We start from the raw sequence: 15,956 nt of genomic DNA on the forward strand, positions 1-15,956 counted from the left end.
TCGACCGGTCAGACGTCCATGGTCGCCACGGCCGCGGCGGGCACAGTGGTCTCAGAGCGGGTTTCCGCCGCCGACCAGGATCCACAGTGCCGCGGCGCCCGCCACCCCGATGACGGCGAACAACCAGGCGGACAGACGAGGGCGCGTCGCCCAGCCACGAGAACCGTCGACGGCGTAGCGTCCCGGTCCGGTCAAGATGAGCACCAGTCCCCCCAGCGCGAGGAACCCCCAGGCCTGGGCGTTGACGTCCAGCTGGTAGGGCCAGTGACCCGCCGCCGAAGACGCCAGGAAGTGCAGCGCCATGAAACCGGCGGACACCACAGCCACCGCGCCACCGAAGGGGGTCAGCAGTCCCAGCAGCAGGAGCGCACCTCCCACCAGTTCGGCGACAGGAAGGGCAAGTGCGAGTACGGCCGCGGCGTCGTAGCCGCCGAGAACCTGCTCAAGCGTGTCGATACCGGGGTCGCCCCCGACGGTGAAGAGGGTCTGCACCCCCCTGAGCCCCAGGAGGACACCGACGACGGCGCGCAGGAGCAGCAGTCCGAGGTCCAGGGTCCCGCGGCGTACCGGGGCGACAACATCGTCCGACTGCCCGTCGTCCCTGGCCGTACTGTCCACTCCGTACTCCGTGTCCCCGCCGGGGACACCGGCGGCACCGGCAGGGGCGTAGCCCTGTGCCCCGTACTCGCGGGTGGCGTAATCTCCCCCGTCTCCCTCGTACCCGTCCACCGCACCGGCCCCTGCATCCGCACTTCCGCGGTAGGGATCAGCGTCATAGGAACTGTCGTCGTAGGCACCGTCGACAGGCCCGGCAGGGGCGAAAACCCTGGTGGCACTGTCGGCAGAGCCGGTGTCGTCCGTGGTACCGGGGAACACCGTGGTTTCGGTGCTCTCCGTGTCCGAAGGACGCCCCGAGTGAACACCCGAAGGCCCGTAGGGTTCTGCTCCCTCATCCGGACTGCCGGTGGCGTCCTGCCCGGCGGAAGCCGGTACAGGAGCGGCCGCAGGTTTCACGGGCTCGATCTTCTGCGGTCTGGCCCGGCCCACGACGTCGTAGATGTCGCGTCGTGGCCGGGGAGCGACCACAGGTTCGGCGACCGTTCCGGCGTCATCCCTGTCGGTGTCCTCCCCGTCCCCGGCGACATCGTCGGGGACACGCGTGCTGTCCCCGTCACCACCGTCGGATGCCGGGGCGTCCTCACCGCCGGAGACGGACCGTGGGGTCCTGTCTTCGGCGTCAGGTACCGCCGCACGGGTGACCGCGTCCCCGGGCGCGTCCGGGACGTCGATGTCGTCGAACCCGTCGACATCCTCGACGCCGTCGACGTCCCCTGACTTGCCGAAGACTCCGTCGCGCTGCCTGTCCATGGCATCCACCTTCCGGTTCCGGGTGCACTGTTCACTGCCTCCAGCCTAGGCTAGGCGGCACGCCTACCCGCGCAGGAAGCCCGCCGCGCATGTCGCGACGACAACATCGCCTCCACCACCCGCCCGGGTTGCGAGGGCTGCGCGGGACACTGACTGGACCGACACAAGGAGGACGCCGTGGGATACGTCGAAGCCGGAGGATACAACCGGGACATGAACTACATCGACGACAGGGTGGTGCAGCACCCCGACGGTGACCGGCAGTGGCCCGTGGAAGCGGGCCGCTACCGGCTCATCGGCTCCAGAGCCTGCCCCTGGGCCCACCGTGCGATCATCACGCGCCGGCTCGTCGGCCTCGACACAGGGCCGGAGGCCGGACCAGACACAGCGCCGGAGGCTTCCACGGCCGGGAGTCCGGCACCACTGTCCCTGGGCCTGTGCGGACCGACCCACGACTGGAAGTCGTGGACCTTCGACCTCGACGAGGACTCGGTGGACCCGGTGCTCGGCGTCGGACGACTACGTGACTGCTACCTTCACCGTTTCGCCGACTACCCCAAAGGGATCACCGTTCCCGCCCTCGTCGAGATCAGTTCGAAGGCGGTGGTGACCAATGACTTCCGCACCATCGTGAAAGACTTCGCCACCCAGTGGTCACCACTGCACCGGCCCGGTGCCCCCGACCTCTACCCCGTCGAACTGCGCTCAGAGATCGACTCGATGGCGGACATCAACTTCCGCACCGTCAACAACGGCGTGTACCGGTGCGGTTTCGCCGGTGACCAGGGCTCCTACGAAACCGCGTTCGCGGCACTGTTCGCCCGGCTCGACGAGCTTGAGGAGCACCTCTCCACCCGCCGGTACCTTGTCGGCGGGCAGCTGACCCTGGCCGACATCTACCTGTTCGCCACCCTCGTGCGCTTCGACCACGTCTACCACGGCCACTTCAAGTGCAACCGGAACCGGATCGCCGACATGCCGAACCTCTGGGGGTACCTGCGGGACCTGTTCCAGACCCCCGGGTTCGGGGACACCGTGAACTTCGACCAGATCAAACAGCACTACTACCGGGTCCACACGGACATCAACCCCACCGGGATCGTCGCCGTGGGCCCCGACCCCGCGACGTTCTACACCCCGCACGACCGGGAGCGGCTCGGCGGAACGCCGTTCCGGAACGCCGCCGGAGACGCGACAGCCCCGGCGGCGCCACGCCCCGAGGATGTCCGGGACGGTGACGAAGCCGGGGCGTTCGCCTGAGCAGAGCGGTACTGACCGGTAATCACCGGCCCAGCAGCCGCCCCTGCTACAGGGCTGCCGTGATCTTCTCCACGGACTGCTTGGCGTCCCCCAGAAGCATGTCGGTGTTGTCCATGAAGAACAGGGGATTCTGGACACCAGCGTAACCGGCACCCATCGACCTCTTGAACACAATGACATGGTGGGCGTTCCACACCTTGAGAACCGGCATACCGGCGATAGGTGACCCGGGCTCCTCGGCGATGGGGTTGACCGTGTCATTCGCACCGATGACGAGCACGACGTCGACGTCACCGAAGTCGTCGTTGATCTCGTCCATCTCATGGACGATGTCATAGGGAACCTTGGCCTCGGCGAGCAGCACGTTCATGTGCCCGGGCAGACGCCCGGCCACCGGGTGGATACCGAAGCTGACGTCCACGCCGTCCGCACGGAGCTTCCGGACCAGTTCGGCGACCGGGTACTGGGCCTGGGCCACAGCCATACCGTAACCGGGGGTGATCATGACCTTGTGCGCGTGACGCAGCAGGTCCGCGGTCTCCTCCGGGGTGATCTCCGTGTGGGCACCGTAGTCGTGGTCGTCACCGCCAGCGGTGGTCTCTGAACCGAACCCGCCGAGGATCACCGAGATGAACGACCGGTTCATCGCCTTGCACATGATGAACGACAGGTACGCACCCGACGACCCGACCAGGGCACCGGTGATGATCAGCAGCGGATTGGCCAGCATGAAACCGGCGGCGGCAGCCGCCCAACCGGAGTACGAGTTCAGCATCGAGACCACGACCGGCATGTCACCGCCGCCGATGGCGGCGACAAGGTGGAGGCCCAGCGCCAGAGCGAGGACCAGCATCACACCGAGAATCGTCCAGGCGACCGGCTTGTTGTCAGCCTCTTCGGTGCCGGTCAGGATGAAGAAGACCATGCCCACCAGGGTGATGACGATGATCGCCAGGTTCAGCAGGTTTCTTCCGGGCAGCGCGAGGGGCGCCCCCTTCATCTTCCCGGACAGTTTGAGGTAGGCGATGATCGATCCGGTGAAGGTCACCGCACCGATGAAGATGCCGAGATAGACCTCGCCGAGGTGGAACTTCTCGTATCCGGCCTCTGCCGAGCTTCCGGCGTGGATGAACGAATTGACGCCGATGAGCACGGCGGCCAGGCCGACGAAGCAGTGCAGCATCGCGATGAGCTCCGGCATGCCGGTCATCTCGACGCGGCGGGCCCGGGCGACACCGATGACGGCGCCGATGAGCATGGCCACCGCGACAAGGAGCACCGTGACCCAGGCGTCATTGTAGTGGTCAGGGTCGGCGTGGGACTGCACCGCAGCCTTGAAGACCGTCGCCACCAGGGCGATGGCCATACCTGCGATCCCGAAGTAGTTTCCGCGGGCCGCCGACTGCTGCCGTGACAGTCCCGCCAGCGCGAGGATGAACAGCAGCGCCGCGACGAGGTAGGCGAGTGTGGTGATCCGGTCGGTCCAGTCCTGGAGATCCTGGGACACCCCGGAGCCCGTCGCCACGGTGGCGGCGGCGAATGTCAGACTCTGCATCAGTTACCTCCCTGGAACATGGCGAGCATACGGCGGGTGACCGCGAAGCCACCGAAGATATTGACCGAGGCGACCACGATGGCGACGAACGCGAGCACCGCGATCGCGATGTTCGAGGAACCGACCTGCAGAACCGCACCCACGAGAATGATCCCCGAGATCGCATTGGTCTCACTCATCAGCGGTGTGTGCAGCGAGTGGGTGACCGCGGTGATGACGTAGAAGCCGACGACCACGGCGAGCATGAGGATCATGTAGTTCGTCGTCACCGACAGGGGGCTGACCAGGACGAGAGCGACGCCCAGTACAGCGGCCGCGGCCTTCCACCACAGTCCCGACCCGGACTTCTCCTCACCGGGAGAGGACGCCGTGGCGTCCTGTGCCGGTGGTGCCGGGGTGGCGGGTGCGGCGGAGACCTTCACCGGTGGCGGGGGCCACAGGATGTCGGTCCCTGACGCCGTGGCGTGGGTGACCGTGATACCGCGGATGATCTCGTCGTCGAAGTCGAGGACCGGCGTCCCGTCCTTGTCCGGGGTGATCAGCTTGAACAGGTTGACGATGTTCTGGCCGTAAAGCTGGGAGGACTGGGCGGGCAGGCGTCCTGCGAGGTCCGTGTACCCGATGACGGTCACACCGTTGTCCGTGGTCGTGACCTCACCGGGGACCGTCAGCTCACAGTTGCCGCCGTTGGCAGCGGCCATGTCGACGATCACCGAGCCTGGCTTCATCGCTGCCACGTCGGCCGCTGTGAGCAGGACCGGGGACTTTCTGCCGGGAATGTTCGCGGTGGTGATGACGATGTCCGCCAGGGCCGCCTGCTCGGCGTAGAGTTTCGCCGCCGCGGCCGCCTGGTCCTGGGTCATCTCCCTGGCGTAACCGTCATCCGACTTCTCTGCCGCGGTCGGGATCGCGACGAACTCGGCGCCCATGGACTCGACCTGTTCGGCGGTCTCAGGCCTCAGGTCGGTGGCCTTGACCACCGCACCCAGTGAGTTGGCGGTGCCGATCGCCGCCAGCCCGGCGACTCCGGTACCGATGACGTACACCGTTGCCGGGGGAACCTTGCCCGCGGCGGTGACCTGGCCGGTGAACAACCGGCCGAAGGCGTTGGCCGCTTCGATGACGGCACGGTAGCCGCCCACGTTCGCCTGAGAGCTGAGGACGTCCATCGCCTGGGCCCGGCTGATACGCGGGACGGTGTCCATCGCCATCGCCGTGATGTTGAGGGAGGCGAGTTTGTCGACCAGTTCACTGTGACGCCCCGGGGCCAGACGCGAAATGAGCGTCGACTGCGGCTTCATGGATTCGAGCTGGTCCGCGGACGGGGTGTCCACGGTGATGAGGATGTCGGCGGTGGACCAGACATCGTCGCCGACGATCTGTGCGCCGGCGGTCTCGTACTGACTGTCGGGGTAGTTCGCCCGGCCACCTGCCCCCGACTGCACGGCGACGTCATAGCCCAGTTTCCTGAGCTTGCCGACCGTGTCGGGGGTTGCTGCGACCAGTGTCTGCTGTTCCCGTGGAATGCCGATAAGCAACGGAGAGCTCCTCTGGAGCGGTTTCGGCCGTCACGGACCCGACGAAACCGGCACACTGTTGGGAGGCCGGCCGCGTCGGGCGCTCATGACGGACCGGTCTTTTAGGGTCACGTCTGTAGACGTCAACCCCAGTATGCCCACCTGTCTGACGGGAGTCACCGATTTCCGGGTGAAGTTCGCCGTGACGTTGACGACACCACCCCCGGGAACCCCCCGCAACGTCTGAGACCCCCCGGGCGCCGCCCCTAGCCCAGCCGGGCCGCGATGAGCTTGTTCACCTGGGCAGGGTCCGCCTTGCCACGGGTGGCCTTCATCACCGCACCGACAATGGCACCGGTGACCTTGTGGTTGCCCGCCCGGTACTTTTCGACGATGTCGGGGTTGGCGGCGAGGGCGTCATCGACTGCCTTCTCGATCGCACCGTCGTCCCTGACGACCTCCAGGCCCCGGTCGGCGACGACCTCGTCGACGTCCCCCTCCCCCGCCAGGACACCGTCGACCGCCTGCCGGGCAAGCTTGTTGGTCAGCTTTCCTTCACCGATGAGGGCCACGACCCGGGCGACCTGTCCGGGGGTGATCGCCAGCCCCTCGAGATCGGTACCCGCCTCATTGGCCTTCTGCGCCAGGTAGGCGACCCACCAGCTGCGGGCCTCCGCCGGTGAGGCCCCGGCCTCGACGGTGGCGATGATGAGGTCCAGGGCGCCGGCGTTGACCAGGTCCCGCATCTCCTCGTCCCGCAGAGACCACTCCTCCTGGATGCGGGCACGCCGGACCCAGGGCATCTCCGGCAGGGTCGCGCGGATCTCCTCGACCCACTCCGCCGGAGCAAGCACGGGAGGAAGGTCGGGGTCGTTGAAGTAGCGGTAGTCCGCCATGGTCTCCTTCGGACGCCCCTTCGCCGTGGTGCCGTCGGTCTCCTGGTAGTGACGGGTCTCCTGGATGATCTCGACGCCGTTGACCAGGCAGGCAGCCTGCCGCTGCATCTCGAAACGCACCGCCTGCTCGACGGACTTCAGGGAGTTGATGTTCTTTGTCTCGGTACGGGTTCCGAACTCCTCGGTACCGACCGGGCGCAGGGACAGGTTGGAGTCCACCCGCATGGAACCCTGGTCCATGCGCACGTCGGAGACGCCCAGAGCCTTGACCAGTTCACGCAGTGCGGTGACATATGCCCTGGCGACCTCGGGCGCACGCGCTCCCGCGCCCTCGATCGGCTTCGTCACGATCTCGATGAGGGGAATGCCCGCACGGTTGGCGTCCACCAGTGACGCCGTGGCCCCGTGGATACGGCCGTCCGCCCCGCCGAGGTGGGTCAGCTTGGCGGTGTCCTCCTCCATGTGAGCACGTTCGATCTCGATGCGCCACGGGGTGCCGTCGTCGAGGACGATGTCGAGCCAGCCGTCATGGGCGATGGGCTCGTCGTACTGGGAGATCTGGTAGTTCTTCGGCTGGTCCGGGTAGAAGTAGTTCTTCCGGGCGAACCGGGAGTACGGGGCGATCTCGCAGTTCAGGGCCAGTCCGATCTTGATGGCCCATTCCACACCCTGCCGGTTCACCACCGGCAGGGCTCCCGGAAGTCCGAGGCACACCGGGTCCACGTTGCTGTTCGGCTCGTCACCGAATTCAGCGGAGGAGGTCGAGAACATCTTGGACCGGGTCAGGAGCTCGACGTGGACCTCCATGCCCATCACCGGGTCGAAGTGCTCGAGGACCTCGTCGAAGTCCATAACGTCATCGGAGTAATCGTTCACCACGGCAGTCATGGTCACCCATCCTAGTTGGCTGCGCCGAGGCGGCCACCGACAGGCCGGCCGGACGCCCCGGAACCCCTTCCGCAGTCACCCGAGCAGGGACAGCGCGCTCTCCCACCGGTGGTCCGGAACCACCTTGAGCGAACCCACCGCGTCATCGAAGGAGACCAGGCTGACCGCCTCACCCCGCAACGCCACGACAGTGCCGAACTCGCCCCTCAGCGCCGCCTTGGTGGCGTGCACCCCGTAGCGGGTGGCGAGCACCCGGTCGAATGCGGTCGGCGTCCCGCCCCTCTGCACGTGCCCCAGGACCGTCGACCGGACATCGGCGTCCAACCGGTTCTGGATCTCGTGCGCGATGAGCGCACCGATGTTGCCGAACTTCTCGTGACCGTACTGGTCCACCTCACGTTCGGCCATCTCCAGGGTCCCCTCGGCGGGCACCGCGCCCTCGGCGACGACGATGATGCCGTACTTCTCCCCCATCTGGAACCTGCGGGCCATCCTGGTGCACACGTCCTCGATGTCGAAGGGGTGCTCGGGGATGAGAATGTCGTGGGCTCCCCCTGCCATTCCGGCGTGCAGGGCGATCCAGCCGACGTGGCGGCCCATCACCTCCACGATCATCACCCTGTCGTGGGACTCCGCCGTGGTGTGCAGCCGGTCGATCGCATCCGTGGCGACCGCCACCGCAGAATCGAAACCGAAGGTGTAGTCGGTGGCGTTGACGTCGTTGTCGATGGTCTTGGGTACCCCGACGACAGGCACACCGTGCATGTGCAGGAACCTGCCGCCCTTGAGCGTGCCTTCCCCTCCGATGACGACCAGGGCGTCGATCCCGGCGTCCGACAGGTTCGCTTTCACCCGGTCCACAGCGCCGGTGAATTCGTCGACCGGCATCCGACCGGTACCGAGGACGGTTCCGCCGCGGGTGAGGATACGGTCGATGTCCTCGTCGTCGTAGAGCTGGACTCTGCGGTCCTCCACCAGGCCCTGCCAGCCGTCCTCGTACCCCACGACGGTCGCGCCGTGGCCCGCCGCGGTTCGGACCACGGCCCGGATGACGGCGTTGAGGCCGGGGCAGTCCCCGCCACTGGTCAGAGTCGCGATGCGCATGGCACCCAGACTAGCGGGCGGTCCCCGTGTCCGCCCGCCCGTCCGCCCGCCGGTCGTCCCGGCCGGCCGGAACCCGCCGGTCCCCGGACACGCCGTAGGTGTCCCGGGACATCAGTGAGGTGACGGTTCCCACGAGGATGACACCGGCGGCGAGGAGTATCGCCTGGCCGAACGCGGACCCGGGATCGGTGACCGTGAGCCGCCACTGCATGACCGCGCCCACTCCCGCGGTACCCAGCACCGACCCCAGCTGCCGGGTCTGGTTGTACACCCCGGACCCCACACCCATCTGGTGCGGGGACAGGTCGCGCATCGTCGACGCGGAGTTAGGTGCCCAGACGAAGGAGTTGCCCACACCCAGGCCCACGAGAGCGACGACGGTCCAGTAATGGCTGACCCCGGTGGACATGACCACCGTCATGCCCACGATGGACGCCGCGAGCACGGTGAAGCCGAAGGCGCCGAACCTGCGGGCACTGTACCTGTCGCTGAGCCGGCCGACCAGGGGGGAGAGCACCAGGGACGTCGCGGCCTGCGGGATCATCATCAGGCCCGCGCCCAGCGGACTGAGACCGTGGACCTGCTGGTAGTACATGGTGATCGGCAGGGGGATGGACGCCACGGCAAACCCCATCGCCGTGATACCTATATTTCCCAGGGTGAAGTTCCTCACTTCGAACAGGCTCAACGGCATCAGCGGATCCCGGCCGGCCGATTCAGCGACCACCTGCTGGCGTACGAAGGCCGCGAACAGCAGCACGGCCACAGCGACCATGATCCAGATCCACCAGGTCCAGTGCTCTTTCTCGCCCTGCTGCAGGGCGAAGACGAGAAGGAACACCGACACCATCGACAACAGGACCGAAAGCGGGTCGATCCGCCGGGAGCTGGTACGTATCGCCGGTACCCAGACCATCACCGCGATCACGGAGAGGACCCCGATGGGCACGTTCACGAAGAAGATCCACTCCCACCCGACGTACTCGGTGATCACCCCGCCCAGTACCGGGCCTGTCAGGGTGGACAGGCTCGCCGTCGCACCCCACGCACCCATCGCCGCGCCCCGGCGCTCCCGGGCGAAGACCCGGTTGATCACCGCCATCGTCTGGGGTGTCAGCAGGGCCGCACCGAGTCCCTGCACGGCACGGGCGGCGATGAGCTGCCCGACGTTCTCCGACAGACCGCACCACAACGACGACAGCGTGAAGACCACCATCCCCACGCAGTACACGTTCTTCGGGCCGAACCTGTCACCGAGACGGCCGGTGACCAGCAGGGGGACCGCGAAGGTCAGCAGGTAGACCGAGGTGACCCAGATGACCTGGTTGTAGTCGGCCCCCAGATGCTCCTGGAAGTCCGGTGTCGCCACCGCCACGATCGTCTGGTCGAGCAGGATCATGAAGAAACCCGTGCACAACGCCAGAAGCGCCTTCCACGCCGCAGGTTCCGGCAGGGGAAGTTGCGGATACCGGGTGTCGGTCACATGTTCGGCGTCAGTCACAGAGGGACAGTCTGCCACACTCCCCGCCCCCTGCGGCAGATCCCTGTCAGGATGATTCCGGTCCGGTACCGGGGTCCGTCACCGCGGGGTCCGGAGGCGTCACTTCCCGATGCGGGCACGCAGACCGGGCAGCGCCTCCCTGAAAGGCGGAAGCAGCCGTAGTTCGGAGACCTCGTCGATCGGGCACCATGCCAGGTCCGTGCTCTCCGCCGTGGGGGTCAGGGTCAACGCCCGGCGGGCGGTCCCGGTGACCGTGGTGTAGGTCCACTCGGTCACAGAACTGTCCGGGACCTCCCAGCACAGTTCCCCGTCAATGGTGGCAACCAGCCGGTTCCCGGTGTCCGGGTGAGTCACGGGATGATCCCTCAGAGCGTCGTAGAGCCCCGCACCGCCGCTCACGGCAGTGGTGACCGGGGCAGCCAGTGCGAGCTCGTCGCCGGTCAGGGGAACACGCCGCAGCACATGGTCGAGCGCGACCCGGGCAGTCACGACCGACCCGGTGACCTGCACATCCGCAGGGTCCACCCCCGTCTCCTCCATGGTCTCCCGCAGCGCTGCCTCAGTGACCGTCTCACCCACGTCCACCGCACCACCGGGAATCCCCCAGGTCCCGCCGAAGTTCGTCCACATGGCCCGGTGCTGGACGAGCAGCAGGGTCACCCCGTCTTCGACGGTCGTGAGGAAGAGCCCGGCAGCACCGAGAGTTCCCCACCTGCGGATCCCGTCCACGCCCACGGCCCAACCGTCACCGTGGATCACCTGTTCAGCCATGACTGCCAGGGTACCCGCGGAAGCCGGCACAGGAAGCCGGCACGCACACGGGTCCGGCAGACCTTCAGGCCCGGCCGGCCTCGTAGGCGGCACCGACCCGGTACAGCCGGTCATCCCCGTGTGCCGGGCCCATGATCTGCAGACCCACCGGCAGTCCGGTGTCGGAGGCCAGCGGTCCCGGCACGGACATCCCGCACACACCCGCCAGGTTCAGCGGCAGGGTGCACAGGTCGAACAGGTACATGGCCAGCGGATCGTCGGCCTTCTCACCGAGCGCGAACGCCGTGGTCGGGGTGACCGGGGAGACGAGCACGTCAACCCGGGAGAAAGCCTTCGCGAAGTCCTGCGCGATGAGGTTACGTACCCGCTGGGCCTTGATGTAGTAGGCGTCGTAGTAGCCCACCGACAGTGCGTAGGTTCCCAGGATGATACGGCGCTTCACCTCCGGGCCGAACCCCTCCGCGCGGGTGATCGCCATGACCTCGTCAGCGGAGTGGTGACCGTCGTCCCCGCGACGCTGCCCGTAGCGCATGCCGTCGAAACGGGCGAGGTTGGAGCTGACCTCACAGGGCAGGATGAGGTAGTAGGCGTTCAGTGCGTAGTCGAAGCTCGGGCAGTCCACCTCGACGACCGTGGCACCCTGGCGCTCCAGCTGCGCCAGCGAAGCACGGTAGCTCTCCTCCACGCCGGCCTGCAGCCCGCGGACCTCCTCCAGCTGCTTCACCACGCCCACGGTCACGCCGGTGAGGTCACCCGAGGCACCCTGTCGGGCCGCCTCGACGACCGGTGCGACCGGCCGCTGTGAACTCGTCGCATCGAAGCGGTCGTGTCCGGCGATGACCTCGTGCAGCAGTGCGGTGTCCAGTACGGTGCGCCCCGTCGGCCCTCCCTGGTCCAGGGAGGAGGCGCAGGCGACCAGACCGTACCTGGAGACCGTGCCGTAGGTCGGCTTCACACCGACCGTGGCCGTCAGAGCCGCCGGCTGACGGATGGAACCGCCGGTGTCGGTGCCGATGCCCAACGGTGCCATGCCTGAGGCCAGAGCGGCAGCGGAACCGCCGCCGGAGCCTCCCGCGGTGCGTGTCAGGTCCCACGGATTGTGGGTGGGACCGTACGCGGAGTTCTCGGTGGACGACCCCATCGCGAACTCGTCCATGTTGGTCTTGCCGAGGATCGGGATCCCCGCCGCACGGAGCTTCTTCGTCACCGTGGCGTCATAGGGGCTCATGTAACCCTCGAGAATCTTCGAGGCGCAGGTGGTCGGGGCGTCCGTGGTGACGAAGACGTCCTTGAGCGCCAGCGGCACACCTGCCAGGGGGGACGCCACGGTCCCCGAGGCGATGTCCCTGTCCACCTGTTCCGCCGCGGCGACCGCGGCGTCCTCCCCCACGTGGAGGAAGGCGTGCACGTCAGCGTCGACGGCCCGGATCCGGTCGAGGTGGGCACGGGTCACCTCCACCGAACTGACCTCCCTGTCCCGGATCTTCTCCGCCAGCTCGGCGGCGGTCCAGGTGGTGAGGTCGGAATCGTCGTGGGAGCCGACGAGTGCTGTATCGGTCATGTCTTCTGTCTCCTGTCGGTCCTCGGTGGTCACGTCTGGTCCCCGCCCGGCACTACTCACCGAGGATCCGGGGAACCTGGAACCTGCCCCGTGCCTGCTTCGGAGCCTGGTCGAGCGCCTGGGCCGCGGTGAGCAGGGTCTCCGGAACGTCCTCACGCATCACGGAGACGTCACCGTCGACGTTCTGGGTGGGGTGGCTCAACGGTGCGACCCCGTCGGTGTCCACCTCCTCGACGGCCGCGACAGTGGCGACGATCCCGTCGATCTGCTCTGCGAAATGGGTGAGCTCCTCCTCCGTCAGTGCGAGACGGGAGAGCCTGGCGAGGTGCGCGACCTCGTCACGGGAGATCTCTGACACGGGGGATCCCTTTCTGGTGAGTGTTCCTGTACCCGAGTCACTGTAGTCGGACAGCACCCGCGGCAGGACACGGGGCACCGGGGATTCACCGACCGGGGCGGGCAGAGGTTCGCTACAATCGGCCTGTTGAACCCGTCCCCTACTCTCCACCCCGAGGTCTGCCTTGTCCTACCTGATGCGCGTACGGCTGCCCGACGTCCCCGGAACCCTGGGCAGGATCGCCGCGACCCTCGGGAGCGTCGACGGTGACATCCGGACCGTCGATGTCGTCGAACACGACCCCGACGGCACGGTCGTCGACGACATCGTCGTCGACCTTCCCCCCGGACGCCTCGCCGATGCGCTCATCAGCGCCGCGCAGGAGGTCGACGGCGTCTACGTCGACTCGATCCGTCCCTTCTCCGGCACCGTCGACCGCAGGGGGCAGATCAGTCTGCTCGCCGGGGTCGCACGACGGCGGGCCCACCGGTCGGAGAGTCTGGCGTCCCTGCTCGACAAACTTCCGAAGACCATGTCGGTGCAGTGGGTCGTCGTCCTCGAATCGGTCACCGACGCCACGGGTCAGGTCGCGGTGCGCCGGGTCGCGGCGTCCTCCTCCGCCCCCGGGGACGACGGACGCACCCTGGAGGCGACGCCGGTGACCCAGGCCCGCGCGCTGACCGACCGGGACACCTGGGTCCCGGAATCCTGGACGGTCATGGACTCGGCACTCGCCGCCACCCCCCTCGACGGGACGGACCTGATCATGGTGATCGGACGGCCCGGGGGCCCCGACTTCCTGCTCTCGGAGATCGACCACCTCGGAGAGCTGGGCTTCATCCTCGGCGCACTGCTGGCGTAGGTACCCGCCCACCGCTCACGCCTCCCGGAACGGGAACCTGCATCACTGTCTCGAGCCGGGAGCGAGGAAGAGCCGGTAGGACGGATCGTCGGTGATCTCGGTGAAGGGGAAGGCCAGCTCAGCGAGATGCTCCCCGAACTCCGTGCCCCCGGCGTCCTCGAAGGCCGCCAGCACCCGGCCGTAGTCCATCCCCTGGCTACGGTAGTGGAACGCAGTGATGTTCCAGCGGGTGCCCAGCACCTCGAGGAACCGGGTCAGCGCGCCGGGGTGCTCCGGGAACTCGAAAGAGAACACCCGTTCGTCCACCGGTGACGGGGGGACGCCGCCGACCATGTAACGGACGTGCTCCTTGGCGGTCTCGTCGTCGGACAGGTCCACGACCCCGTATCCGGCCGCCCGGAGAGCGTCAGCGATGGATTTCCTCTCCTCACCACCGCCCTTGAGCTGGACGCCGACGAAGATCCGGGCACGGTGGTCCTCCGACTGCCCGCCGCTGCGCTCGTCGACCCGGTAGTTGAACTCCGTGACCATCCTGCCGTCGAGAACCTGGCAGAACCGAAGGAACGCGCCCTGTTCCTCGGGGATGGACACGGCGAAGATGCCCTCTCCCCCCTCACCGAGCTCAGCACGCTCGGAGATGTAACGCAGGGTGTGGAAATTGAGGTTCGCCCCCGAGAGGATGTTGACCAGGGTCTCCCCGCGGACGTCGTGGGCGGCGACATATTTCTTCAGTCCCGCCAGAGAGGTGGCCCCGGCAGGTTCCGCCACCGCCCGGTTGTCGTCGAAGAGGTCCTTGATCGCCGCACTGATTTCGTCGGAACTCACCGTGATCACGTCGTCGAGGTGGTCACGGCACAACCGGAAAGTCTCGGCGCCGACGGTCTTCACGGCCACACCTTCCGCGAAAAGGCTGACATGGTCCAGGGTGACCGGGCCACCGGCGGCGAGTGCCGCCGTCAGGCACGCGGACTCCTCCGGTTCAACCCCGATCACGGAGATCTCCGGGTCCAGCTCCTTGAGGAGGACGGCGACCCCGGCCGCCAATCCTCCCCCACCCACCGGGACGAAGACCCGGTCCACCGGACCGGACTGGAAGATCTCCAGCCCGATGGTTCCCTGCCCGGCGATGACCGCCTCATCGTCGAACGGCGGCACATACTCGAGCCCCTCCGACCTGGACAGTTCCACGGCCCGGGACTGGGCAGCGTCGAAATTCTCCCCGTGGAGGATGACCTCTCCCCCGAAACCGCGCACCGCATCGACCTTGATCGAGGGGGTCGTCACCGGCATGACGATGACCGAACGCATCCCGAGTTCCCGCCCGGACAGGGCGACTCCCTGCGCATGGTTTCCTGCCGAGGCCGTGATGACGCCGGGGCACCCGACCAGCTGGGACATGCGGTTGAAAGCTCCCCGCAGTTTGAAGCTGTGGACGGGCTGGAGGTCCTCCCGTTTGACGAGGACACGGTTGCCGATCCGCTCCGACAGGCCGCCCATCGTCTCGACCGGAGTGTGTTTCGCGACCCGGTAGACGGGGGCGGCGACGATGTCGCGGAGGTATTCAGCGGAGTTCTTTGCCATGGTCAACCATGCTACTCAGCGGTGGTGGACCCTCCCCGGACCAGGTGCGGTCACATCTGCGGTGCGGTCACATCTGCAGGGGCCACGAGGTGTTCACCGTGGCTGCACGGTCAGACTGGCCACGGGACTCGAAATGCTCCCTCAGACGGGTCTTGTCCTCGTAGTTCCAGGTGGCCTGCTTCAGCATGAGTTCATCGCAGGTCATGTCCGCGAGTTCGGGGTAGGCGCGGGCGATCTTCCAGGCCACGCGGGCGGCGGCGACGGCGTCCGCGGTGGCTTCGTGGGCATTGTCGAGGGTGACCCCGTAGTGTTCGCACACCTGGTTGAGGCGGCGCCCGCCCCGCCGGTAACGGTCCATGGCCTTGTCGACGACCAGGGGGTCGAAGACCGGCCCGTCGACCGTGAACGTGGGGTCGAGTGTGCGCAGCACCGTGAGATCGTAGGTGGCGTTGTAGACGATGAGGGTCGCGCCCTCCTCCCACCCACGTCGGATACGCGCAATGGTCTCCGCGAGGACCTCGTCATGCGGCCGACCGTGCTCCCGGGCATATGCGGTGGTGATCCCGTGGACTGCCGTGGCACCCTCGGGGATCTCGACACCCGGGTCGGCGAGGATCTCCAGGTCATCGCGGTGTGACCCGTTGATGGTGATCAGTGCACTTGTCACGATCCGTGCGGTGAGCGGGTCAGGACCGGTGGTCTCCAGGTCGAAACTCAGCATATGGGAGGGATCGAAACGGGTGGCGGTCGTCATG

At 67.3% G+C, this 15,956-nt stretch carries 13 protein-coding genes; 2 read left to right on the forward strand and 11 right to left on the reverse strand.

What is annotated here, in order from left to right:
• Positions 1-51: 51 nt before the first annotated feature.
• A complete protein-coding gene (locus BN3906_RS01090) occupies positions 52-1,368 on the reverse strand; it encodes a DoxX family membrane protein (RefSeq protein WP_147592687.1) in 1,317 nt (438 codons plus the stop codon).
• A 177-nt stretch (positions 1,369-1,545) separates the two neighbouring features.
• Between BN3906_RS01090 and BN3906_RS01095 the strand changes: the two genes are divergently transcribed.
• Positions 1,546-2,628, forward strand: a complete 1,083-nt coding sequence (locus BN3906_RS01095) for a glutathione S-transferase family protein (protein ID WP_066583075.1) — start codon at positions 1,546-1,548, stop codon at positions 2,626-2,628.
• A 46-nt stretch (positions 2,629-2,674) separates the two neighbouring features.
• Here BN3906_RS01095 and pntB read toward each other — a convergent pair whose 3' ends face one another.
• The 8 genes from pntB to gatC all read right to left on the reverse strand — a co-directional run bounded on the left by pntB (position 2,675) and on the right by gatC (position 12,779).
• Positions 2,675-4,183 carry a Re/Si-specific NAD(P)(+) transhydrogenase subunit beta gene (gene pntB, locus BN3906_RS01100; RefSeq protein ID WP_066583077.1) on the reverse strand — a complete coding sequence of 503 codons (1,509 nt, stop codon included), beginning with the start codon at positions 4,181-4,183 and terminating at the stop codon, positions 2,675-2,677.
• Positions 4,183-5,721 carry a Re/Si-specific NAD(P)(+) transhydrogenase subunit alpha gene (locus BN3906_RS01105; protein WP_066583078.1) on the reverse strand — a complete coding sequence of 513 codons (1,539 nt, stop codon included), beginning with the start codon at positions 5,719-5,721 and terminating at the stop codon, positions 4,183-4,185. The genes pntB and BN3906_RS01105 overlap by 1 nt, the downstream gene beginning before the upstream one ends.
• 245 nt (positions 5,722-5,966) lie before the next feature.
• Positions 5,967-7,484: an Asp-tRNA(Asn)/Glu-tRNA(Gln) amidotransferase subunit GatB gene (gene gatB, locus BN3906_RS01110; RefSeq protein ID WP_066585728.1), complete on the reverse strand. Its 1,518-nt coding sequence runs from the start codon at positions 7,482-7,484 to the stop codon at positions 5,967-5,969.
• 75 nt (positions 7,485-7,559) lie between these two features.
• Positions 7,560-8,588: an ATP-dependent 6-phosphofructokinase gene (locus BN3906_RS01115; RefSeq protein WP_066583080.1), complete on the reverse strand. Its 1,029-nt coding sequence runs from the start codon at positions 8,586-8,588 to the stop codon at positions 7,560-7,562.
• 10 nt (positions 8,589-8,598) lie between these two features.
• On the reverse strand, positions 8,599-10,089 hold the full coding sequence (locus BN3906_RS01120; RefSeq protein WP_066583082.1) for an MFS transporter: 1,491 nt from the start codon (positions 10,087-10,089) through the stop codon (positions 8,599-8,601).
• A 99-nt stretch (positions 10,090-10,188) separates the two neighbouring features.
• On the reverse strand, positions 10,189-10,860 hold the full coding sequence (locus BN3906_RS01125) for an NUDIX domain-containing protein (protein ID WP_066585730.1): 672 nt from the start codon (positions 10,858-10,860) through the stop codon (positions 10,189-10,191).
• Positions 10,861-10,924: 64 nt separating this feature from the next.
• Positions 10,925-12,421: an Asp-tRNA(Asn)/Glu-tRNA(Gln) amidotransferase subunit GatA gene (gene gatA, locus BN3906_RS01130; RefSeq protein WP_066585732.1), complete on the reverse strand. Its 1,497-nt coding sequence runs from the start codon at positions 12,419-12,421 to the stop codon at positions 10,925-10,927.
• A gap of 52 nt (positions 12,422-12,473) precedes the next feature.
• The gene (gene gatC, locus BN3906_RS01135; RefSeq protein ID WP_066585735.1) at positions 12,474-12,779 is read right to left on the reverse strand and encodes an Asp-tRNA(Asn)/Glu-tRNA(Gln) amidotransferase subunit GatC; all 306 of its coding nucleotides are present in this window, start codon (positions 12,777-12,779) and stop codon (positions 12,474-12,476) included.
• Positions 12,780-12,942: 163 nt separating this feature from the next.
• On the opposite strand from gatC, the gene BN3906_RS01140 reads away from it, so the two are divergent.
• Positions 12,943-13,620, forward strand: a complete 678-nt coding sequence (locus BN3906_RS01140) for an ACT domain-containing protein (protein WP_066583083.1) — start codon at positions 12,943-12,945, stop codon at positions 13,618-13,620.
• 42 nt (positions 13,621-13,662) lie between these two features.
• Here the strand turns inward: BN3906_RS01140 and ilvA are convergent, their stop codons facing one another.
• Positions 13,663-15,201 (reverse strand): threonine ammonia-lyase, biosynthetic, encoded by a 1,539-nt coding sequence (ilvA, locus tag BN3906_RS01145; protein ID WP_066583084.1) that lies wholly within the window; start codon positions 15,199-15,201, stop codon positions 13,663-13,665.
• A gap of 67 nt (positions 15,202-15,268) precedes the next feature.
• Positions 15,269-15,955, reverse strand: coding sequence for a 3'-5' exonuclease (locus BN3906_RS01150; RefSeq protein ID WP_066583089.1), 687 nt, complete (start codon positions 15,953-15,955; stop codon positions 15,269-15,271).
• Between the last annotated feature and the right edge of the window lies 1 nt (position 15,956).

This window comes from Corynebacterium provencense (genome assembly GCA_900049755.1).
GTDB lineage: Bacteria > Actinomycetota > Actinomycetes > Mycobacteriales > Mycobacteriaceae > Corynebacterium > Corynebacterium neomassiliense.

What these genes read in the sequence shown, in the direction of transcription:
- BN3906_RS01090 (WP_147592687.1), bottom strand. Translation starts at nt 1,368, where the DNA reads ATGGACAGGCAGCGCGACGGAGTCTTCGGCAAGTCAGGGGACGTCGAC.
- pntB (WP_066583077.1), bottom strand. Translation starts at nt 4,183, where the DNA reads ATGCAGAGTCTGACATTCGCCGCCGCCACCGTGGCGACGGGCTCCGGG.
- gatB (WP_066585728.1), bottom strand. Translation starts at nt 7,484, where the DNA reads ATGACTGCCGTGGTGAACGATTACTCCGATGACGTTATGGACTTCGAC.
- BN3906_RS01115 (WP_066583080.1), bottom strand. Translation starts at nt 8,588, where the DNA reads ATGCGCATCGCGACTCTGACCAGTGGCGGGGACTGCCCCGGCCTCAAC.
- BN3906_RS01125 (WP_066585730.1), bottom strand. Translation starts at nt 10,860, where the DNA reads ATGGCTGAACAGGTGATCCACGGTGACGGTTGGGCCGTGGGCGTGGAC.
- gatA (WP_066585732.1), bottom strand. Translation starts at nt 12,421, where the DNA reads ATGACCGATACAGCACTCGTCGGCTCCCACGACGATTCCGACCTCACC.
- ilvA (WP_066583084.1), bottom strand. Translation starts at nt 15,201, where the DNA reads ATGGCAAAGAACTCCGCTGAATACCTCCGCGACATCGTCGCCGCCCCC.
- BN3906_RS01150 (WP_066583089.1), bottom strand. Translation starts at nt 15,955, where the DNA reads ATGACGACCGCCACCCGTTTCGATCCCTCCCATATGCTGAGTTTCGAC.